Annotated in this window: 17 protein-coding genes; 7 read left to right on the forward strand and 10 right to left on the reverse strand. The window is 75.3% G+C overall.

Translation table 11 applies throughout. The features are described 5' to 3' along the window. Positions 1–29 precede the first annotated feature (29 nt). The 4 genes from ABD981_RS35745 to ABD981_RS35760 all read right to left on the reverse strand — a co-directional run bounded on the left by ABD981_RS35745 (position 30) and on the right by ABD981_RS35760 (position 6,132). Positions 30–2,558 (reverse strand): polynucleotide kinase-phosphatase, encoded by a 2,529-nt coding sequence (locus ABD981_RS35745; protein ID WP_046911379.1) that lies wholly within the window; start codon positions 2,556–2,558, stop codon positions 30–32. Beyond that, positions 2,555–4,147, reverse strand: a complete 1,593-nt coding sequence (locus tag ABD981_RS35750; protein ID WP_123955114.1) for a 3' terminal RNA ribose 2'-O-methyltransferase Hen1 — start codon at positions 4,145–4,147, stop codon at positions 2,555–2,557. Before ABD981_RS35750 ends, ABD981_RS35745 begins: the two co-directional genes overlap by 4 nt. Before the next feature lie 154 nt (positions 4,148–4,301). After that, a complete protein-coding gene (mmuM, locus tag ABD981_RS35755; RefSeq protein ID WP_046911380.1) occupies positions 4,302–5,204 on the reverse strand; it encodes a homocysteine S-methyltransferase in 903 nt (300 codons plus the stop codon). A gap of 4 nt (positions 5,205–5,208) precedes the next feature. Beyond that, positions 5,209–6,132: an LLM class F420-dependent oxidoreductase gene (locus ABD981_RS35760; RefSeq protein ID WP_046911381.1), complete on the reverse strand. Its 924-nt coding sequence runs from the start codon at positions 6,130–6,132 to the stop codon at positions 5,209–5,211. 247 nt (positions 6,133–6,379) lie between these two features. Between ABD981_RS35760 and ABD981_RS38990 the strand changes: the two genes are divergently transcribed. Further along, entirely contained in the window at positions 6,380–6,742 is a 363-nt protein-coding gene (locus tag ABD981_RS38990; protein WP_046911382.1) for a hypothetical protein, read from the forward strand. A gap of 45 nt (positions 6,743–6,787) precedes the next feature. Here ABD981_RS38990 and ABD981_RS35770 read toward each other — a convergent pair whose 3' ends face one another. The 4 genes from ABD981_RS35770 to ABD981_RS35785 form a co-directional block, all read right to left on the reverse strand. After that, entirely contained in the window at positions 6,788–7,285 is a 498-nt protein-coding gene (locus tag ABD981_RS35770) for a DUF6099 family protein (RefSeq protein ID WP_046911383.1), read from the reverse strand. A 126-nt stretch (positions 7,286–7,411) separates the two neighbouring features. Continuing rightward, positions 7,412–7,768, reverse strand: a complete 357-nt coding sequence (locus ABD981_RS35775; protein WP_046911384.1) for a nucleotide pyrophosphohydrolase — start codon at positions 7,766–7,768, stop codon at positions 7,412–7,414. Further along, the gene (locus ABD981_RS35780; protein WP_240495449.1) at positions 7,755–9,152 is read right to left on the reverse strand and encodes an AAA family ATPase; all 1,398 of its coding nucleotides are present in this window, start codon (positions 9,150–9,152) and stop codon (positions 7,755–7,757) included. The genes ABD981_RS35775 and ABD981_RS35780 overlap by 14 nt, the downstream gene beginning before the upstream one ends. 55 nt (positions 9,153–9,207) lie before the next feature. Then, positions 9,208–9,642, reverse strand: coding sequence for a cell division protein SepF (locus ABD981_RS35785; protein ID WP_046911385.1), 435 nt, complete (start codon positions 9,640–9,642; stop codon positions 9,208–9,210). A gap of 343 nt (positions 9,643–9,985) precedes the next feature. On the opposite strand from ABD981_RS35785, the gene ABD981_RS35790 reads away from it, so the two are divergent. Both ABD981_RS35790 and ABD981_RS35795 read left to right on the forward strand, forming a co-directional pair. Next, positions 9,986–10,549, forward strand: a complete 564-nt coding sequence (locus ABD981_RS35790) for a TetR/AcrR family transcriptional regulator (protein ID WP_240495450.1) — start codon at positions 9,986–9,988, stop codon at positions 10,547–10,549. Between the two features lie 312 nt (positions 10,550–10,861). Next, on the forward strand, positions 10,862–11,605 hold the full coding sequence (locus ABD981_RS35795) for a TetR/AcrR family transcriptional regulator (protein WP_046911386.1): 744 nt from the start codon (positions 10,862–10,864) through the stop codon (positions 11,603–11,605). A gap of 9 nt (positions 11,606–11,614) precedes the next feature. Here the strand turns inward: ABD981_RS35795 and ABD981_RS35800 are convergent, their stop codons facing one another. After that, positions 11,615–15,319, reverse strand: a complete 3,705-nt coding sequence (locus ABD981_RS35800) for an AfsR/SARP family transcriptional regulator (RefSeq protein WP_345530518.1) — start codon at positions 15,317–15,319, stop codon at positions 11,615–11,617. 169 nt (positions 15,320–15,488) lie between these two features. Here ABD981_RS35800 and ABD981_RS35805 point away from each other — a divergent pair, with 169 nt between their 5' ends. The 4 genes from ABD981_RS35805 (at position 15,489) to ABD981_RS35820 (ending at position 20,044) form a co-directional block, all read left to right on the forward strand. Beyond that, on the forward strand, positions 15,489–16,046 hold the full coding sequence (locus tag ABD981_RS35805) for an SDR family oxidoreductase (protein ID WP_046912300.1): 558 nt from the start codon (positions 15,489–15,491) through the stop codon (positions 16,044–16,046). 289 nt (positions 16,047–16,335) lie between these two features. Beyond that, positions 16,336–17,568 carry an MFS transporter gene (locus ABD981_RS35810; RefSeq protein WP_046912299.1) on the forward strand — a complete coding sequence of 411 codons (1,233 nt, stop codon included), beginning with the start codon at positions 16,336–16,338 and terminating at the stop codon, positions 17,566–17,568. Between the two features lie 525 nt (positions 17,569–18,093). After that, a complete protein-coding gene (locus ABD981_RS35815; RefSeq protein ID WP_046912298.1) occupies positions 18,094–19,323 on the forward strand; it encodes an IS701 family transposase in 1,230 nt (409 codons plus the stop codon). A gap of 19 nt (positions 19,324–19,342) precedes the next feature. Continuing rightward, entirely contained in the window at positions 19,343–20,044 is a 702-nt protein-coding gene (locus ABD981_RS35820; RefSeq protein ID WP_046912297.1) for a response regulator transcription factor, read from the forward strand. Positions 20,045–20,174: 130 nt separating this feature from the next. On the opposite strand, the gene ABD981_RS35825 is transcribed toward ABD981_RS35820, so the two are convergent. Beyond that, positions 20,175–20,960: a maleate cis-trans isomerase family protein gene (locus tag ABD981_RS35825; RefSeq protein WP_046912296.1), complete on the reverse strand. Its 786-nt coding sequence runs from the start codon at positions 20,958–20,960 to the stop codon at positions 20,175–20,177. Between the last annotated feature and the right edge of the window lie 84 nt (positions 20,961–21,044).

The following is a 21,044-nucleotide window of genomic DNA, read 5'->3' on the forward strand; positions in this document are numbered from 1 at the left end:
CCTCCCGGCCGCCCCGCCGTACGGCGCGGTCACAGCCGCGGGTCGACCGGCTCCGACTCCAGGGCGAGCACCGCGAAGACCGCCTCGTGCACCCGCCACAGCGGCTCGCCGTCGGCCAGCCGGTCGAGGGCCTCCAGGCCGAGCGCGTACTCCCGCAGCGCGAGGGACCGCTTGTGGCCGAGGAACCGCTCGCGCAGCCGCGCCAGGTTCTCCGGACGGGTGTACTCGGGGCCGTAGATGATCCGCAGGTACTCCCGGCCGCGCACCTTCACGCCCGGCTGCGCGAGCCGGCCGTCGGCGCCCCGGACCAGGGCCGCGAGCGGCTTGACGACCATGCCCTCGCCGCCCACCGCGGTCAGCTCCAGCCACCAGTCGACACCGGCCCGTACGGACGCCTCGTCGGCCGGGTCGACCACGAGCCGCCGGGTGACCTGGAGCAGCCCGGTCGGGTCGTGCTCCACCAGCCGGTCCAGCCAGGCCAGCTGCTCGTCGTGCGGGACCCCGGCCAGCGAGCGCCCGCGGGCCGCCAGCACCTGGAACGGGGCGAAGCGCACGCCCTCCAGGCCCTCGGTCGGCCAGCAGTAGCGCCGGTACGCCTCGGTGAAGGCCGCCGCGTCCACCGCCCGCTCCTGCTGCCGGGCGAGCAGCCCGTCGAGGCCGGACACCCCGCGCGCGACCGCCTGTTCGAGCGCCCCCACCGCTCCCGGGAAGACCGCCCGGGAGGCGGCGCCGACCGCCGCGTACTGGGCGCGCAGCAGCCCCGCCGACTTCAGCGACCACGGCATCAGCTCGCCGTCGAGCAGCAGCCAGTCCGTGTCGAGCTCGTCCCAGAGCCCGGCGGCGCCGATCGCCGCCCGCAGCCGGGCCAGGACCAGCTCGGTGGTCTCCCCGTCGTCGAAGAACGGGCGCCCGGTGCGGGTGTGCAGGGCGCCGGTCGGCCCGTCCACGCCGAACCGCTCCCGGGCCGCCCCGGCGTCCCGGCAGACCAGCGCGACGGCCCGCGAGCCCATGTGCTTCTCCTCGCACACGACCTTCCCGACCCCGTCGGACGCGTACTGCGCGAAGGCCTCGGCCGGGTGCTCCAGGAAGCCCTCCTCCCGGGAGGTCGCGGTCGGCGCCATCGTCGGCGGCAGGTAGGCGAGCAGCCGCGGGTCGACCGCGAACCGGCTCATCACCTCCAGCGCGGCCGCCGCGTTCTCCTCGCGGACCGCGACGTTGCCCATCTGCCGGGTCTCGACGATCCGGCGCCCGTGCACGTCGGCCAGGTCGAGCGGCCGCCCCTGGTGGCCGCCCGGCGCCTCGGTCGCGAGCGGCCGGGCCGGCTCGTACCAGACCCGCTCGGCCGGCACGTCGACGAGCTCGCGCTCGGGCCAGCGCAACGCGGTCATCCGCCCGCCGAAGACGGCACCGGTGTCGAGGCAGAGGGTGTTGTTGATCCACGAGGTGGTCGGCACGGGCGTGTGCCCGTAGACGACGGTCGCCCGGCCCCGGTACTCCTCCGCCCAGGGGTAGCGCACCGGCAGCCCGAACTCGTCGGTCTCCCCGGTGGTGTCCCCGTACAGGGCGTGCGAGCGGACCCGGCCCGAGGTGCGGCCGTGGTACTTCTCCGGCAGACCCGCGTGACAGACCACCAGCCGGCCCTCGTCGAGGACGTAGTGGCTGACCAGCCCCTCGATGAACTCCGCCACCTCGGCGCGGAACGCCTCCGGCTCGCGCCCCAGCTGCTCGATCGTCTCGGCCAGGCCGTGCGTCTCCTGCACCTTGCGGCCGCGCAGCCAGCGTCCCAGCTTGTTCTCGTGGTTGCCGGGCACGCACAGCGCGTCCCCGGCGGCGACCATGCCCATGACCCGGCGCAGCACGCCCGGGCTGTCCGGGCCGCGGTCCACCAGGTCGCCGACGAAGACGGCGGTGCGCCCCTCGGGGTGGTGCCCGTCCACGTAGCCGAGCTCGCCGAGCAGGGTCTCCAGCTCGGAGCGGCAGCCGTGGACGTCCCCGATGACGTCGAAGGGCCCGGTGAGGTGGCGCAGGTCGTTGAACCGCTTCTCCAGGACGACCTCGGCCGCCTCCACCTCCTCCTCGCTGCGCAGCACGTGCACCTTGCGGAAGCCCTCGCGCTCCAGGCCGCGCAGCGAACGGCGCAGCTCGCGGCGGTGCCGCTGGATGACGTGGCGGGGCAGCCCGGCCCGGTCGGGGCGGGCCGCGTTGCGCGCGGCGCACACCTCCTCGGGCAGGTCGAGGACGATCGCGATGGGCAGCACGTCGTGCTCCCGGGCCAGCTCGACCAGCCGGCGGCGGGACTCGCGCTGCACGCTGGTGGCGTCCACCACGGTCAGCCGGCCCGCCGCGAGCCGCTTGCCGGCGATGTAGTGGAGGACGTCGAAGGCGTCCTTGCTGGCGCTCTGGTCGTTCTCGTCGTCGGCGACCAGCCCGCGGCAGAAGTCGGAGGAGACGATCTCGGTCGGCTTGAAGTGGCGCCGGGCGAAGGTCGACTTGCCGGAGCCGGTGGCACCGATGAGGACGACGAGGGACAGATCGGTGACGGGGAGCGTACGGCTCATGCGCCGGCCTCCTTCGAGGTCTCGTCGGTACGGGCGGTGCCGTCGGTAGGGGTGGTGCCGTCGACACGTGGGGTCTCTTCGGTACGACTGGTCACGTCGACTCGGCTGGTCTCGTCGGCACGGGTGCTCTCTTCGGCACGGGTGCTCTCTTCGGCACGGGTGAAGACGGCCATCTGGGTGGGCGGGCCGACCTCCGGGTCGTCGGGTCCGACCGGGGCGAACCCGACCTCGTACCCGTACGAGCCGGCGACGCCCGCCGCCCAGCCCCGGAACTCCTCCCGGGTCCACTCGAAGCGGTGGTCGCCGTGCCGCACGTGCCCGGCGGGCAGCGACTCCCAGCGCACGTTGTACTCGACGTTCGGCGTCGTCACGATCACCGTGCGGGGCCGGGCGGAGCCGAACACTGCGTACTCCAGCGCGGGCAGCCGCGGCAGGTCCAGGTGCTCGACGACCTCGCTCAGGACGGCCGCGTCGTAGCCGGTCAGTCGCTTGTCGGTGTACGTGAGCGAGCCCTGGAGCAGGGTCACCCGGGCGGCCTGCCGCTCGCCCATCCGGTCCAGCCGGAGCCGGCGCGCGGCGACGGACAGGGCGCGGGCGGACACGTCCACGCCGACGATGTCGGTGAACCGCACGTCCTTGAGCAGCGCCTGCACCAACTGGCCCTGTCCGCAGCCGAGATCGAGCACCCGGGCCGCGTCGGCGGCGCGCAGGGCGCCGAGGATCGCCTCGCGGCGGCGCTCGGCGAGCGGCACCGGCCGCTCCTCGGTGTCGGTGGTCTCGTCGACGGCGTTGTCGACGTCCTCGACCTCCAGCCCGTCCGCCTCCGCGAGCCGCACCAGCTCCAGGCGCTCGGTCGCCTCCCGGGTCAGACCCCGGCGGCGGGCCAGGTAACGGCTGGTGATCAGGCTCTGCTCGGGGTGGCCGGCGAGCCAGCCGTCCCCGGCGCGCAGCAGCTTGTCGACCTCGTCGGGGGCGACCCAGTAGTGCTTGGCGTCGTCGAGCACGGGCAGCAGGACGTAGAGCTGGTTGAGCGCGTCGGCGAGCCGCAGCTCGCCCTCCAGGACGAGCCGCACGTAGCGCGAGTCGCCCCAGGCGGGGAACTCGGGGTCCAGCGCGACCGGTTCCGCCGTCACCGAGGTCCAGCCCAGCGGGCCGAACAGGCGCGTGACCAGCGCGGCGCCGCCTCGGGCCGGAAGCGCCGGGATCTCGATCCGCAGCGGCAGCGGCGCGGCGGCCCGCTCGGGCAGGGCCGCGCAGGAGCCGTGCAGGGCGCTCTTGAAGACCTTGGCGAGCGCGACGGCGAGCAGCGAGGAGGCGGCGTAGGGCCGGTCGTTCACGTACTGGGCCAGCGCGGAGTCGGGTGCGCCGCCCCGCCCCTTCCCCCTGCCCCGCCGCACGAGCGCCACGGGGTCCACCTCGAGGAGGAGCGCCGCCGTGCACCGCTCGGCGCTCGCCTCGGGGTAGAGGACGTGGGCGGTGCCGTGCGAGGTGGAGAACGCCTGCGCCTTCTCGGGATGCTTGTGCAGCAGGAAGCCGAGATCGGTCGCGGGGCGTTCGGGGGTACCGGTCGTACTGATCGTCAGGAACACCCGTCCGAGTATGACCACCCGCCCCGCCACCGACCAGGCATTTTCTCCGCGCGGCACCCTGCCCTGACTCCTGCGCGGGGCCCCTGGTCCGCGGCTCTGCCCCGGGGCCCCGGACCGGAGCCCCGCCCCGGGGTCCCGGTCCGCCGGACGGGCCCTACCCCTCCAGCGTGGCGGCCAGCTCGGCGATCAGGTCGGGGCCGACCCGGCAGCAGCCGCCGATCAGGCGGGCGCCGTCCGCGCGCCAGCGGGAGGTGGTGTCCGGCGCGAAGGTGGCACCGCCCTGCCAGTCGCGGGCCCGCGCGTCCCACTCCTCGCCGCTGTTGGGGTAGACGACGACGGGCTTGCCGGTCACCTCGGCGGCGAGCTCCACGGCGGGCCCGGCGTCGCGCGGGTCGCAGCAGTTCACGCCGACCGCGACGACCTGGTCGACCCCGGCGGCCAGACCGAAGGCGTCCTCCAGCCGCTGGCCGGCCCGGGTGCGCGGCCCGTCGATCGTGTACGAGAGCCAGACCGGCACCCCGCACCCCTCGACCGCCCGCAGCAGCCCCTCCGCCTCGTCGGCGTCCGGCACCGTCTCCAAGGCCAGGACATCGGGCCCGGCCTCGGCGAGGGCCTCGACCCGGGGCCGGTGGAACCGTTCGAGCTCGCCCACCGAGAGCCCGTACCGGCCGCGGTACTCGCTGCCGTCCGCGAGCATCGCCCCGTACGGGCCGACGGACGCCGCGACCCAGACCTCCCGGTCCGTCCCGCCGCCGGCCGCCCGGGCCAGCTCCACGCTGCGCGCGAGCAGCCGCGCCGCCTCGGCGCGCCCGGTCCCGCGCCGGGCGAAGCCCTCGAAGGTGGCCTGGTAGCTGGAGGTGATCAGCACCTGGGCCCCGGCCCGGACGTACGCCGCGTGGGCCGCCTCGATCTGCTCGGGCCCGTCGGCGAGCAGCCGGGCGGACCAGAGCGCGTCGGACAGGTCGCAGCCCTGCGCCTGGAGCTGGTTGGACAGCCCGCCGTCGAGCACGAGCACCTGCTCGTCGAGGGCGGCGGCGAGCGTACGGACGGGTTTCATCGGGTCACCCCAGCTGCGTCTGGACCTGTGCGGAGATCAGCTCCAGGTGGTCCGGATCGTCCAGGTCGAGCACCTGGAGGTAGATCCGGGTGGAGCCGAGTGCACCGTACCTGCCGATCTTGTCGACGACCTCGGCGGGCGAGCCCGCCAGCCCGTTGGCCTTGAGCTCGGCGACGTCCCGGCCGATGGCGGCGGCCCGCCGGGCGACCTCGGCGTCGTCCTTGCCGACGCAGACCACGAGCGCGTTGGAGTACACCAGCGCGTCGGCCGGCCGGCCGGCCTCCGCCACCGCGTCCCGCACCCGGCGGAACTGCCGCTCCGTCTCCTCCGGCGAGGCGAAGGGGATGTTGAACTCGTCGGCGAACCGGGCGGCGAGGCGAGGCGTGCGCCGCGCCCCGTGCCCGCCGACGATGACCGGGACGCGCGCCTGCGCCGGCTTGGGCAGTGCCGGCGAGTCGGTGAGCCGGTAGTGCTCCCCCTCGTACGAGAAGGTCGTGCCCGGCTCGGTGCCCCAGAGCCCGGTGACGATCTCCAGCTGTTCCTCCAGGCGACCGAACCTCTCCTTCGGGAAGGGGATGCCGTACGCCCGGTGCTCCTCCTCGAACCAGCCCGCGCCCAGCCCGAGTTCGATCCGCCCGCCGGACATCCGGTCGACCTGCGCCACCTGGATGGCCAGGACGCCGGGGAGCCGGAAGGTGCCGGCGGTCATCAGGGTGCCGAGCCGGATCCGCTCGGTCTCCCGGGCGAGCCCGGCCAGGGTGATCCACGCGTCCGTCGGCCCGGGCAGCCCGTCGCCCGCTCCCATCCGGAGGTAGTGGTCCGAGCGGAAGAAGGCGTCGAACCCGAGCTCTTCGGTGGCCCTGGCGACCTTGAGCAGGGTGTCGTAGTCGGCCCCTTGCTGGGGCTCCGTGAAGATTCGAAGATCCATACCTCCATCCTGCACCGTGGGGGTGCGTCAACCTCTTCGTCAGCGGACGATCATCACCGGCCCGGTCGGGTGAATATCCGCCCCCTGGGCGGGCGGCGTCCGGCCGGGCCAGTGACCGGGGCCCGGGACCCGTCGTTGGCTCGGGCGGAGCCGGACCGCCCGGCCCGCGCGCCGGCGGCCGCTGCCGGTGCGACGCACCCTTTCGTGGCCCTTCCCGCAGCGGAGGGGCCTGGGCCAGGAGGCCGCCATGTCCCAGGAAGCCGCGCCGGAGCGGGCCGTTCCCGAGCAGCCCGCACCCCAGGTGTCACCGGCGCCGCCGGGGCGGCAGTCCGCCCTCACGGAGCAGCCCGCGCCGCCCGTGCAGTCCGTGCAGTCCGCGTTTTCCGCACCCTCCGCGGCCTCTGCCCCCTCCGCGTCCGCGTCCTCCGTGCCCTCCGTGCCCGAGCAGCAGGGCGGCGCCCCGAAGGGCCTGCTCCAGCAGATGGAGGAGCTGATGGCGGCACTGACCGCCGACCTGTCGCAGCTCGACGCCGACATCCAGTCCTCCGCCGACCGCCAGGCGGGCACCGCCGACCACCCCGGCGACGCCCGCGGCGGCACGCTCGCCTGATCCCCTCGCCCGGCCCTCTCGTCTGGACCCGCGACCGGGGAGTCCTCACCGCGGCCCCGGTCTCGGACCGGCCCGCCCCCGCGCCGGGTCGGGCGGCCGGCCGCGCTCCCGCACCGTGAGCCGGCGCAGCATCCCGCGCACCCGGTCACCCGCCTCGTCGGCCGCGTCGATCGCCTCGATGCACTGCCAGTAGAGACCCTCCTCGTCCGTCGCGCAGGCCACCCCGACCAGGGCGATGCCCACCTCGCCGAGAAGTGCGCCGAGCGCGGTCAACGCGCCCCGCTCGTCCGCCACTTCGGTGAGCTGTGCGGCCCTCGGAGCCCCGCCGCGCAGCGTCGGGTGGTCCGTCGGACCGGGTCCGACGCCGATCTCGCTCAGCCCCCGCGCCTCGCTCCGCAGCTCCAGCGGTCCGCACAGCACGAGATGACTCCCTATCGCCTGGGCGAGGACCTGTGCCTGCCAGGCCTCCGCCACGATGTCCAGCGCCGTGCGGCTCTCGGCCAGCGCTTGCCGGCCGGTCGCGACGAGTCGTTCCGCTTCCATCAACGCCGCCCCCGTTCTTATGACTTACTGCCCACTCATTCCATTACCCAGCGTGAGGCTGCCTGAGCCCAAACGCCAGGGGAATTCGGAAATCTGTGGACAGGAGGCCCGACGGGGAAAACTCGATCACTCCGAAGAGTGACGATGAGTGTCGTTCTCGCCCCGGACCGGGAAGCGGAGCTCGTTCCGGTCGATCTTCGCCGCGAGCGCGGCGAGCGGATCGACGCCGAGCACCGTGCAGAACTGGAGGAGATAGGCGAGGACGTCCGCCACCTCGTCGCCGACCCGGTGCGCGGTGTCCGGGTCCTCCATCACCCGCTCCGCCTGTTCGGGCGTCAACCACTGGAAGATCTCCAGGAGTTCGGACGCCTCGACGCTCAGCGCCGCCGCGAGGTTCTTGGGGGTGTGGTACGGCTGCCACTGCCGGGCGGCCGCGAAGTCGGCGAGGCGGCGCTGCAGGCCGGGCACATCAGGTTCGGTCACGCCCCAGGTCTACCACCGTCACCCCCGGCGCCCATCCGGCACCCGTCGGGTCACCCCGGTCCTCCCCCACCGTCCCGACGAGCCGCAGATGCCCGTTCGCGCAGATCGAGGCGGCCAGCGCGAGCAGTTCGCGCAGTTGCCGCGCGTCCAGTCCACGGTCGAGGCCGTCGGCGAGGACGGTGAGCGCCCGCATGGCCTCGGGGACCTCCGCGAGGGGGTCCACCGCGAGTACGCCGGGCCCGGTGAGCAGGACCAGCGCGAGGGCGAGGTAGCGCAGTTCGCCCTCGCCGAGCCGGCCCAGCGGGGTCGCGGCCCGCGCGCCCCGTTCCAGCACGGCCTGCACCGTGCCCTCCGTCGGCTCGCGCAGCCCGAGGGCCGTGACCGGCCCCTGGCAGCCGGCCCCCGCCATCGCCGCGAGCCGGGCGTGGCGGCGCGGGCACTCGGTGGCGGTGCGGTGCAGCACCTCGGCGAGGTTGCGGCAGTCCCGCCGCAGCCGGCCCTCGCCGACCGGGACGGGGGCGCGCATCCCCGCGGGCCGAGGGTCGCAGGCGAAGACCGAGCGCAGCCCGACCACCGCCTGCTCCGCCGCGGCCAGCACCTCGAGCTGCCCCTTGGTCTTGCCCGCGACGCGAAGCGGCAGCAGGGCGGTGCCGAGCAGGTCGTCGGGGAGGGGCGCCCGGGTGACGGGCGTGCTGCCGGCGGTGTGCCACTCGGCCTGCACCGTGCTGCGGCCCGGGTCGCGCAGGGCGGTGGTCAGCAGGGTGCGGCCCCGCGAGCTGAGCCGTTCGCCGACGATCCGCAACCGGGGCTCGGCCTGGACGGCGACGTCGAGGTGGACGGGGCCCGCCGGCCCCTCGACGGTGCAGCCGATCCGGAACCCACGCCGCCCCTGGGCGTCGGGCCGCGCCCGCTCGGGCACCAGGTCGGCCGCGTCGGGCAGCACCTCGGCGAGCCCGGCCCCCGCACCGAGCCCCGCCAGCACCTCGTACGCGCGCAGCGCGCTGGACTTCCCGCTGCCGCTCGGCCCCCGCAGCAGGGTCACGGGCCCGAGCGGAAGGACGGTGGCCCGGTGCACCGCGAAGGCGGACAGCCGCAGCTCGGTGACGACCGGCCGGTGCCGCGCCCGGTCGCCGCCGCCGGGGGCGGGGGCGGGGGCGTGTCCGTCCGGGGCGGGGGCCTGCGGGGGCAGGGTTGCCGCGCCTCCGCGCGTCCGGGCGCGCCCCTGGGCCGGGACGCTCCGCTCGGCGCCCCCCTGCGCCGGGACGGAACCGCTCCGGTCGCGCGCGGGGGCGCTCCCGTCTCGGACGGAGCGGCCCCCGTCGCGGACGGGGCCGTGCGGGCGGTCTGACGTGCGGTCGGGGGCGGAGCCGCCGGTGGTGGTCATGATCGGACCGTACGCAGCGCTCCGCGTGACGAACCGTTACGGCTGAAGCACCTTCCTACGAACGGGGGACCGCGACCCCGCCTCCGGCACCGTCCGCGTACTCCGACGCCCCCTCCTCGGCGCCCTCGACCTCCGTGCCGGCGGGCGCGAGCAGGAAGACGTTGCGGTCGACGCGGTGCATGCCGCTGCCGAGGCCGAAGACGACGCCGCTGCTGAAGTCGAGGATGCGCTTGGCGACCTCGGTGTCGGCGCTCGTCAGGTCGAGGAGGACCGGGATCTGGGCGATGAGGTACTCGGCGACCTCGCGGGCGTCGGCGAAGACCTGGACCCGCAGCACGACCATGCGGCGCTGCTCGGCCGCTCCGTACTGCTCGGGGATGGTGTGGTGGTCGACCCTGGACGGCCATTCGTCACGGCCGCGCAGGGGCACGACCTGCGCCAGGCCCTCCCACTGCTCGTCGGTGACGTCGTACCTCTCGTACCTACTCATGCACCCATCCTCCCGTTACTCACCCGTTCGGCCCAACAGCGACACGAGCGGACTCGGCTCGCCTCACCCGGGCAGCCCCCACAAGATCACCCCTGGGCGCGCCGTGTCATCTCGGACGGACCGGGGACCCGCTTCACGCCACCGCCGCACGGCTTCTCGCCGATCTTGCCGCCGGGACCGGCGGTACGTGTCGATCCGTCACTATCTCGACGGGATCGGTTGGTTGCCAGGGCCGGGCGTCCCGGGGTATGAGAGCTCCCACGAGAAAAAAATTCTCCAGAGACTGTTATTTTCCGTGACCGAGCGACTCCGGAGGGGCATCGTGCCGAAGCAGGAGAGAGCGGTGAGGACGCAGGAACGCTTCCTGGACGCGTCGGCCGAGGAATTCGCCCGGCACGGCTACGCGGGGGCCAACCTGCAGCGCATATCCGCCCAGGCCGGGATGACCAAGGGCGCGCTGTACGGGCACTTCCCGTCGAAGGACGCCCTCGCCGCCGTGTTCACCTCCGCCTTCGACGCCGGGTGGCGCGAGCTGTTCCGGAAGGTCGGCGACGCCGATCCGCCCCTCGCGATCCTGCACCGCGTCACGGTCGGCTTCGTCCACCGGATGCACACGGACCTCCGCTTCCGCGCCGGGCTGCGGCTCGTGTACGAGGAGGCCTCCGCACGGGACACGGCCCCGCAGGCCGTGGCGGACCTGTCGGCCGAACTGACCCGGCTCGTCGCCGCCGCCCAGGACCGGGCGGAGCTGGCCGCGACCCACAGCCCCGAGGTCCTCGGCTCGACGTTCCTCTCGCTGATGCTCGGCATGTGTTACACCGCGCCGACGGACGCCTCCCCGGCCCACAGCACCCGCCAGGTCTGTCAGATCTGGCAACTTTTGGAGGCCGGCGAGACCGCGGCCTGAGGCCCGAGAGGTCGGGGGCGGAGGCGCCCACCGGCGATTTCGGGCCGGATCCCGGTCACCGGACGGCGCCCCGGCGGTCGGGGGCGGCAGCGGGCGGGGTTCCCCACGGGGTGGGGAGCCGCGAGGGCGGGGGCGGGGCTGGACTCGCCGCTCCCGATCGCCCCTCCCGGGAGGCGTCCCCCGATGTGGGAGCGGACCCGCCGGGCCCAACCCGCCGCGGACGGCGCGCCCTTCGGTTTTCGGCCACCCTCCCGTACGATTCCTTCCCGGCGGTACGAAACGGGGATCAGCGGCCGCGGAAATGGGACGGGCATGGCAGCCAACTCGGGCGACATCTTCGGCGTTTCGGCTCCCGCCGCCACCAAGGAGCTGAAGCAGGAGCGGGCGGTACGGACACGGGAGCGGGTGCTCGCCTCGGCCGCCACCGCCTTCGCCGCCAAGGGGTACCCCGCGGTCACCATCCTGGACGTGGCGCAGTCCGCGGGCATGACCAAGGGCGCGGTGTACTTCCACTACGAGAACAAGGACGCCCTCGCCGTCGCGGTGACGGAGCTCTTCAACCGGCGGATCGGCGAGATCGCCCGCGCGGTCGAGGAACTGGGGCTCCCGCCGGTGAGCGCCGTCGCCGAGCTGCTCATCCGCACGGCCGTGGCCTTCCGCGACGAGACCGCACTCCAGGCCGGGGCCCGGCTGCAGTTGGAGCGGCAGCTGATCGGCGCCCAGATCCCGCTGCCCTACGAGGGCTACACCGACCTCATCACCTCCTGGCTCGCCAAGGAGGTCCCGGCCCGGCCGACGGGAGCGGCGCCTCCGGGCGGGGACGGCCCCGCCGCGGACCCGGGCGGTCCGGGACGCGCCGACGACGCGACCGCGGCGCTCGCCTCCCCCACCACGCTCGCCACGGTCCTCGTCTCCGCCTTCTTCGGGGCGCAGCACATCTCGTGGGTCCTCAACAACCGTGCCGACCTCCCGGAACGCACGATCGCGGTGGTGCGGGCGATCATCCCGTGCGCCGAGGAGGACATCGAACTCTGCCCGTCCGCACCGCGCGGCTGACCCGCCGCGTCACGCCCCGCCCACGGGGTCCGGCGGCCAGTCGAGCGCCTCGCGGACCCGGCGCACGGCGTCGGGCGCGGTGAGCCGTACGCCCTCCTCGAACCCCGCCGCGTACCCGGCCGCGCCCAGCGCCGCCCCGGCCGCGCCCGCGATCCGGTCCACGTCGCCCCGCTCGGCGGGCGGCAGCGGGGCCCCCACGCCCCGGCGCGCCGCGTCCGCCGCGCCGAGCAGCAGCGCGGCGGACCCGGCCCCGGCCGCGCCCCCGGCCAGGAGCGCCGCGCCCGCGAGGCCCTCCAGCGAGAGCGCGAGGGCGCGGGGCTCGTCGAGCGAGCGGGCGACGGCCCAGCCGCGCAGGTGGTGGGCGGTGGCCCCGGGTGCGTCACCCCGGAGTTCGGCGAGGAAGCCCAACTCCGCGAGCAGCAGGTGGTCGCCCGCCGCCGAGGACACCTCGGCGTAGCCGTCCCGGATCCGCAGCAGGTGCGCCTCGGCGGCGTCCAGGTCACCGGAGCGGCGGGCACCGAGCGCGAGGCCCATCTCGGAGTGGATCTCGCCGTACTTGTAGCCCTGTTCGGCGGCGATGCGACGGGCCTGTTCGTGCAGGTCGCGGCCCCGTTCCCAGTCGTGGGCCAGCAGGGCGAGCCGGCCGAGTCCCGACAGGCGGGCCGACACCTCGGCTTCGAGGCCCAATGCGCGGGCGAGGGCGAGCCCTTCGTGCTGGCGGCGGGCGGCGTCGGCGTAGTCGCCCTTGATCTCGGCGAGCGCGGCGAGCGGCGAGACGGTCTGCAACTCCCCCCAGCGGTCGCCGAGTTCGCGGAAGAGCGCCGCGCTGCGCAGACCGTCCCGGCCGAGCCCGGCGAGGTCGCCGCCGGCCATGGCGAGGGTCGCGCGCAGACCGAGCGCGGCGGCGGTGCCCCACTGTTCGTCCGAGGACCCGAAGAGGGCCAGGGCCCGGGTGTTCAGCGCCTCGCTCCCGACGGGGTCGCCCACGCTGAACAGGCCGTACGCGCAGAGCCACAGGGCCCGGGCCCGGCGCACGGGGTCGGGCACGCCGTCGGCGGTCGCGACGGTGCCGTCGAGCGCGCACGCCTCGGCGTGGTCGCCGGTGAGCAGCGCGAAGGCTCCGTGGAGGAGGGCGAGCTCGGGGTCCGCGTCACCGGGGCTCGCGCCGAGCGCGGCGGCCAGACTGCGCCGCCCCTCGGCGAGGCGCCCGCGCAGCAGCCACCACCAGGCCAGCGCCGTGGCGAGGCGGACGGCCTCGCCGGGGCCGCGGCCGGCGATCCGGTCGGCGGACAGTCCGACGGCCCGGTGGGTGGCCAGGCCGTCGGCCACCCCGCCGGCCTGGTCGGTGGCGTGGCCGGCGGGGTGGCCGGCGGCGTGCCCCGGCCCCTCGGGGGCGGCCCGGTCGACCGACGCCCCCCGCGCCCCGCGCCGCACCGCCTCGTCCAGGGCCGCCCGCAGGTTGCCCGCCTCCGCGTCCAGGCGGGTGAGCCAGGTGCGCTGGCCCGGACCGCGGAGCTGGGGTTCGGCCCGTTCGGCCAGGGCGAGGTAGTGGCGCAGGTGGCGGTCGCGCACGGCGGCGAGGTCCGCCATCTCGTGCAACCGCTCGGTCGCGTAGGCCGCCACCGACTCCAGGAGGCGGTAGCGGCGCCCGGTCGGCCCGTCCACGACGACCACCAGGGAGCGGTCGACCAGGCGCGTCACCAGGTCGAGCACCTCGTCGCAGGTCACCCCGTCGCCCGCGCAGGTCGCCTCCGCCGCCGCCAGGTCGCAGCCGTCGCTGTGCACCGCGAGGCGGCGCAGCACGATGCGCTCCGGGGCGCTCAGCAGCTCCCAGCTCCAGTCGATGACGGCCCGCAGCGTCTGCTGGCGGGCGGGCGCGCCGCGCTGCCGGGAGTTCAGCACGCGGAAGCGGTCGCCGAGCCGGGCGGCCAACTCCCGCACCCCCAGGGCGCGTACCCGGGTCGCCGCGAGTTCGAGGGCCAGCGGGATGCCGTCCAGGCGGCGGCAGATCTCGGCGACGGCCGCGCGGTCGGCCGGGTCGACCTCGGCCGGGTCGCGCGGGAAGGCGGGGTCGCGGTCGGACGCCCGCTCGCTGAACAGGCGCACCGCGTCGTCCGTGCCCAGCGGCTCCACCGGGAACACCGCCTCCCCCGCCAGCCCCAGCGGCTCCTGACTGGTGGCGAGGACCCGCAGGCCGGGCGCCGTCCGCAGCAGCAGCTCGGCGAGTTCCACCGCCGCGTCCACCACGTGCTCGCAGTTGTCCAGGACCAGCAGGCTGCGGCGGTCCCGCAGCGCCGCCGCGAGCCGGTGCGCGGGCGAGGGCGCGCCCGCCGCGCCCGCGCCCGTCCCGGGCAGCGCCGCCGGAGCGTCGTCGCGGATGCCGAGGGTGGCGGCGACCACCTGCGCGAGGTCCGCGGCGGTGCCGCCGCGCACGCCGGCGAACTCCACGAGCCAGACTCCGTCCGGGAGTTCGCCCCGCTCCGCGCGTCCCGCCTCCTGTGCCGCCGCTGCCACGGCGAGCCGCGTCTTGCCGACGCCGCCGGCCCCGGTCAGCGTCACCAGGCGGGTGCCGCGCAGCAGCCGGGTCACCTGGGTGACGGCTTCCTCGCGGCCGACGAGGTGGGTCAGGGGGACGGGGAGGTTGGAGGGGGCACCGGGGCCGCCACCCGTTCCCGTGCCGGTTCCGGGGCCGCCTCCGCTCCCGGCACGGACGCCGCCTTCGCCCGCGCCCTCGCCCGCGCCGTCGGCTCCGACCGCGCTCCCTGCCCCCGCTCCGGGCACGGTGGTCGATACGGGCCCCCCGCCGGTCCCGCCGGCCACGGAGCCGGGCGCCCCGAGCTCCCGAGCCCCGAAGTCCGGTGCGCCGAGGTCCCGCACCCCCGGATCCCGCTCCCCCAGGTCCGGCACCCCGAGGTCCGGCACCCCGGCGGTCGACGGGCCGGAGGGCGACGCGTCCGGACCGGACTGCCCGGGGGCCCCGAGCCGCGGGTCCTGGCGGAGCACGGCCTGGTGGAGGGCGGTGAGGGCGGGGCCCGGGTCGACGCCGAGCTCCTCGGCCAGGCGGGTGCGCAGGTCCGTGTACGTGGCCAGGGCGTCGCTCTGGCGGCCGGCGAGGTACAGGGCCCGCATCTGGACCGCGCGGAGGCGCTCCCGGAGCGGGTGCAGGTCGACGAGGGCGGCGAGTTCGCCGGCGAGGAGCACGTGGTCGCCCGCGAGGAGGCGGGCCTCGGCCTGCTCCTCCAGCACGGAGAGGCGCTGCTCGGCGAGCCGCTGGGCGGCCGCCCGGACGAACTCCTCGTCGGCGAAGTCGGCGTACGCGGGCCCCCGCCACAGGTCGAGGGCGTCGGTCAGGAGCGCGGCCCGCCCGCGCGGGTCGCGTACGGTGCGGGCCTCGGCGACCAGGGCGCGGAAGCGGTCCGCGTCCACCTCCTGGGCCGCCCGGTCGAGCCGGAGCCGGTATCCGGGGGCCTGGTGGACCACGCGGTCGCGGCCGATCGCCCGGCGGAGCTGGGAGACCTTGGCCTGGAGGGCGCCCGTGGGCTTGCCGGGCGGTTCGTCGCCCCACAGGTCCTGCACGAGGCGGTCGACGGAGACGGCGTCCCCGTCGTGGGCGAGCAGGTCGGCGAGCAGCGCCCGCACCTTGACCTCGGGGACCGTGACCGCCGCTCCCTCGTCGTCCCACACCACGAGCGGTCCCAGTACCCCAAAGCGCATGTCGGCCACCGTACCCCGCGAGCACCGCGCGCCTCCGCCCGCGCGCTCCCCCGCGCACTCCCCCGCGCGCTCCCGTCAGCCGACCGTCAGCGCATCCGAAGCGTCCCCGAAGCGGCCGGGCGCACAGTCGGGGAAACGACTCGCCGGGCGGCGGAAAGGAGCGACGGCCATGACCAGGTACGCGGGCAGGAGGGCCGTCGTCGTCGGCCAGGACACCGGCATCGGCCTGGCCATCGCCAAGCGGCTCGTGGAGGGCGGCGCGCGCGTGCTGCTGACCGCCCGTACCGCTGCCGACGGCGCCCACGCCCGGACCGAACTGGGCTCCGCCGCCCATGTCGTCGAGAGCCCCGACGGCTCCTTCGGCGCGGGCCCTGAGGACATGGGAGGACCGGAGGGCCCGGACCTCCTCTTCGCCGACGCCGTCGCCACCGCCCGCCCGCTCCTCCCGCTGCTGCGGGACGGCGGCGCCGTGGTGCTCACCGCGCCCGCCCCGTCCCCGGCCGCCGTACGGGAGCTCGCCGCCGAGCTGGCGCCCCGGGGCATCCGGGTCAACGCGGTGGCCCCGGGCTGTATCGAGGCGGCGCCGGCCGTCGCCTCTCCACTGCCGCCGCTCGGCCGTCTCGGCTCCGCGGAGGAGGTCGCCCGGGCGGCGCTCTTCCTCGCCACGGACGCGACCTTCACGACCGGCGCCCAACTGCCCGTGGACGGGGGCCTCGGCCCCGCGTAGGCCCCCCGAGGCCGCCCGGAGGCCGCGCGGAATCCGTCAAGTCCCCAGGTCCCCACGGTGCGACGCCGCTCCCGCGCGGGATCCGCCCGGCCGCCGCACCGAGGCGCCACCGCGCGGAACCGTCGCGTGGACCACCGCGCGGAACCGTCGTCGTACCGCCGCCTCACCGAGGCACCGGACCCGGCGCACCCGTCAGCTCCCGTCCCGGTTCCCGTCCCCGTCCCCGTCCCCTTCCCCGTCCCCGATCCCGATCCCGATCCCACCCCCTCCCTTCACCGGAGCACACCAGATGAGCACCTCACCCGACACCACCGCCGCTCCCGCCTCGCCACCGACGGCGGCGGGCGAGGGCGGCGAGCCGCAGAAGCTGCCGCTGTTCGCCCTGCTCGCCCTGGCGACCGCCGTCTTCATCACCAGCCTGACCGAGACCCTGCCCGCCGGTCTGCTGCCCGCGATGAGCAAGGACCTGGCCGTCAGCGAGTCGGCGACCGGCCAGACGGTCACCATCTACGCGCTCGGCACCGCCCTGACCGCGATCCCGCTCACCGCCGCCACCGCCCGCTGGCGGCGCAAGCGGCTGCTGCTCACCGCGATGGCCGGCTTCGCCGTGGCCAACACGGTCACCGCCGTGTCGTCCGTGTACGAGGTGACGATGGTCGCCCGGTTCGTCGCGGGCGTGGCCGCCGGTCTCGCCTGGGCGCTGCTGGCCGGCTACGCGCGGCGCATGTCGCCCGTCCACCTCCAGGGCAAGGCCATCGCCATCGCCATGGCGGGCATCCCCGTCGCGCTCTCGCTCGGCGTCCCCGCCGGTACCTTCATCGGCTCCCAGCTGGGCTGGCGCGTCGCCTTCTTCGCGATGACCGGGCTCACCGTCCTCCTGCTGCTCTGGATCTCCGCCGCCGTTCCGGACTACCCCGGCCAGGAGGCGGGCGAGAAGCCCAAGATGCTGCGGGCCCTGAAGGTGCCGGGGGTCAGCCCCGTCCTGTTCGTGACGCTGGTCTTCGTGCTGGCGCACACCATCCTGTACGCGTACATCGCCACGTTCCTCGACGACGTGGGCCTCGGCGGCAGCACCGACCTGGTCCTGCTCGTCTTCGGCGGCGCCTCGCTCGCCAGCATCTGGATCGTCGGCGCGCAGATCCACCGCCGGCTGCGCGCGCTGACGGTCGCGAGCACGCTGCTCGTCGCCGTCGCGGCGGCGCTGCTCGCGGTGCTCGCCGACAACACGGCGCTCGTCTACATCGCGGCGGCCCTGTGGGGTCTGGGCTGGGGCGGCGTGCCGACCCTGCTGCAGACGGCGGTCGCGGACGCGGGCGGCGAACAGGCCGACTCCGCGCAGGCGATGCTCGTCACGCTCTGGAACGTGGCCATGGCCGGCGGCGGCATCATCGGCGGCATCCTGCTCGACGCCATCGGCAGCGACTCCTTCCCCTGGACGGTGCTGCTGCTCCTGGCGCCGGTGCTCGTGGTGGTCCTGGCCGCCCGCGCCCACGGATTCCCCGCCAAGCGCCCCACCGACTGAGCGCTCCCGAACACCGCTCGGCCCCACCGGGGACGGGGCGCCCCCGCCGAGCGGCGGGCCCGCCCCGTCCCCCTCCCCCGATCAGCCGCCGAAGGCACACCATCCCCCGGGCCTTCGGCGGCTCCCCGCCGTCCGACGGGCGGGGACGGCTCCGGCCGGCCCCTCCCGGGGGTCCCGCGGACCCCCTCGGCGGATTGTTCACGAGCTGTTGACACGTGCGTCCGAACGCCTGTCCAGGCCCCGTCGACCGCCCCCGCGGCACAGCCGCGTGACCAGCGGACAGAGGCCCGGAGGGTGCGGTTCACGCCGTTCTCCGGCACCCGGCCGCGCACCGTCGCGCGGTGCCGGGAGAGGGTCTCCCATGCCCCTGATCCTGGGACGTTTTCGCAGGTCAGAGGGCGAATGAGCAAAGTCGGCGACCGCCCCGTGAAATTTTCCTTCGAGACGGTATTTTTGAGCTTCGTACGGAACGCAGGGCACCGACTCGGGTGCGAGCGAAGGAAGTACGAGGGGGCGTAGCGTCACATGTCGTCAAGCACGTCGGGCACGGCACGCGCAACCATGGGGGACGAGGAAGCGCGCATGCGGACGTTCCTCGAAGAGATCTTCAGACCTCTCCACAGAGCCGAGCAACGCCGCTGGGCCCGGGCCTATCTGCGGGGCCTGATCCACGTCTCCGGCCGCAAGACGCCCCGGAGCATGGCCCGCACGGAGCGCTTACCGCCGGCGGCTGCGCACAGCCTGCACCAGTTCATCAACACCAGCACCTGGGACTGGGAGCCGGTGCGCCGCAGACTCGCGCTCCGGGTCGCGGCGGGCGCCGCCCCGTACGCCTGGACCGCCACGGAGCTGCTGATACCCAAGCGCGGCGAGCACTCGGTGGGGGTGCACCGGCGACTGGACGCGGAGACCGGGCGGACCGTCAACTGCCAGCGGGCCGTGGGCCTCTTCCTCGTCACGGACGCGCACTGCTTCCCGGTCGACTGGAGCCTCGTGCTCGACGGGCCGTGGGGCTGGGACCAGGAACGCCGGCTGCGGGCGCGGATCCCGGAGGAGGAGACCGCGCGCTCGGTGGGCGCGTGCGTGCTCGACTACGCGGCGGGGACCGCGGCCCAGCCCCGGCTGCCGCGGCTGCCGTGGGTGCTCGACCTCACCCGCAGCGAGGACGCGAGCGGGGTCCTGGCCGGACTGGCCCGGCACCGCGCGGACATCCTGTGCGAGGTGAACCCGGGCCAGGTCGTGATCGGCGGTCGCCGCACCCCGACCGTGACCACCGTCGGCGTCCTCATGGACGAACGCAACGCGCGTCAGCCGTACGTGATGACCCGGCACTCCCCCGCCGATCCCCGCTCCCGCGGCGGCGCGCGGGCGCCGCTCTACACCTACGCCGGCACGGTGCGGCTCCCGCTGCGCACGGTCGGCGCCGACGGTGCCGCGCGCGGCTACCGGCTGCTGGAACTGCCCGACCCCGACGGGCTGCGGCCCGCCCGGTACTGGATCACCAGTCTGGCCGACCGGCGGGTGGAGCGGATCCTCGCGCTGATGCGGAGCCGCGCCACCGTCCGGTCGACCGTCACCGCGTTGCAGGAACGCTTCGGCGTACTGGATTTCGAAGGCCGCTCCTATCCGGGATGGCACCACCACATGACGATGACCTCCGCCGCCTACGCGTACCAGCACCTCCGCCGGCGCGGCAGCGTCCCCGCCCCGCCGTCCCGCAGCCCCACCCCGGTGCTGGCCCGGGCCGCGGGCTGACGAGAAGGGCCCGGGCCGAATGAGAAACGTACTCGTGGTGGAGCGGGAAGCCTCCTCCGCCGCGTCGCTCGTGCGCGATCTGCGCCGCCAGGGCTTCGCCGCCCGCAGCGTGGACAGCGGGGCACACGCCCTGCGCACCTACCGCGAGGCCGACCTGGTGCTGCTCTCGCTCGAACTCCCCGATGTCGACGGCATCGAGGTCTGCCGGAACCTGCGCGCGGAGAGCGACGTCCCGCTGATCGCCTTCACGCGCCGCGACGACGAATTGGAACGGGTTCTCGCCCTGAAAGCGGGAGCGGACGACTGTGTCGCGCAGACCTGGGGATTCCGGGAGATCGCGGCGCGCGTCGAGGCGGTTCTCCGCCGGGCCCGCCGACCCCTTTCCGTGATTCCCGAGGCGATTTCCCTCGGCCCGCTCCATATCGATCCGCGTGCGCGGGAAGTGCGGTTGCACGGCGGCCTCGTCGACATCACGTCGAAGGAATTCGAGCTCCTTTACCTGCTCGCCTCGCATGCGGAGACCGTGATCTCGCGGAAGGAATTGATGGCGAAGGTGTGGGGCAGCGAATGGGCCACCACCAGCCGGACCATCGACACCCACGTGAGCACCCTCCGTGCCAAACTCGGCTGCAGCCGCTGGATCCTCACGGTCCGCGGGGTGGGCTACCGGATGGGGCACCACTCGACCTACGCGCCCCTCCCGGAGGCGTCGGCGGGCTGAGGCGTCGGGGCGTACGGGGTCGGGGCGTACGGGGTCGGCTGAGACCTGCCGGGGACCGAGACGCGCGGGGGGCGGAGCCTCGGCCGACCACCGGTCGGCCGCCCCCGCCCCCGCACCCGCCGCGGCGGCCTCAGCGGCCGGCCGAGACCTCCACCTGTGCGGCCAGTCGGCGCACCAGCGGGTGCAGCTCCCCGGTGAGCCCTCCCGCGGCCCGCAGCGCCCACCACGCGGACGCCAGGTTCGAGGAGAGCAGCGGCCGGCCGGCGGTGTCCGGCCGCGCGGCGAGCTCGGTCAGGGCGGTCAGCGTGCCCATGCCCGTACCGGTGAAGAGCAGCGCGGAACCCTCGGCCAGCGGGTGTTCCCGCAGGTGGGCCCGTATGTGCTCACCGATCCGCTCGGCCGTGACCTCGTACGGGTCGAAGTGGTCGGCCCCGTCGGGGGTCCGTCCGGCCGGAACCAGGACGACGCCGTCCACGGTGAGCCCGGCGCGCTCCCAGAAGGCCCGCGAGACCTCGGTGAGCCACGGCTGGTACGGGGAGACGAGGGTCAGCCGGCGCACGCCGAGCGCCTCGCACGCGGCCAGGATCGCCTGCGTCGAGGAGCGCACGGGGAAGCCGGCGCCCAGCGAGAGCTCCTCGCACAGGGCGAGGTCCCCCTCCGGTTCGAGGAGGTAGTGCGAGGCGCTGCACGCCACGACGGCGGCGTCCAGGCGCATGGCGCCGAAGCCCCCGAGCGTGTCGGGCAGCACCCGGTTGTAGGTCTCCAGCATCTCCTTGAGCCCCACGCCCGGAGTGGTCGGGAAGCGGGAGGTGAACACGTGCATTCCGGCGCCCAGCAACCGGTTGAACTCCGGTTCCGCCGTCGGGTTCTCGGGCGGGACGACGACGCCGAGTCGGGGCAGCGAGAAAAGGTCCATGTCCGCACAGTAGGACGCTCCCCGCCCGCCCGGCAGCGGAAGGCGGACGAAAAGACATGGCGCTCACAACGGCCTTGCACGTCC

It is taken from the genome of Streptomyces showdoensis (genome assembly GCF_039535475.1).
Taxonomy (GTDB): domain Bacteria; phylum Actinomycetota; class Actinomycetes; order Streptomycetales; family Streptomycetaceae; genus Streptomyces; species Streptomyces showdoensis.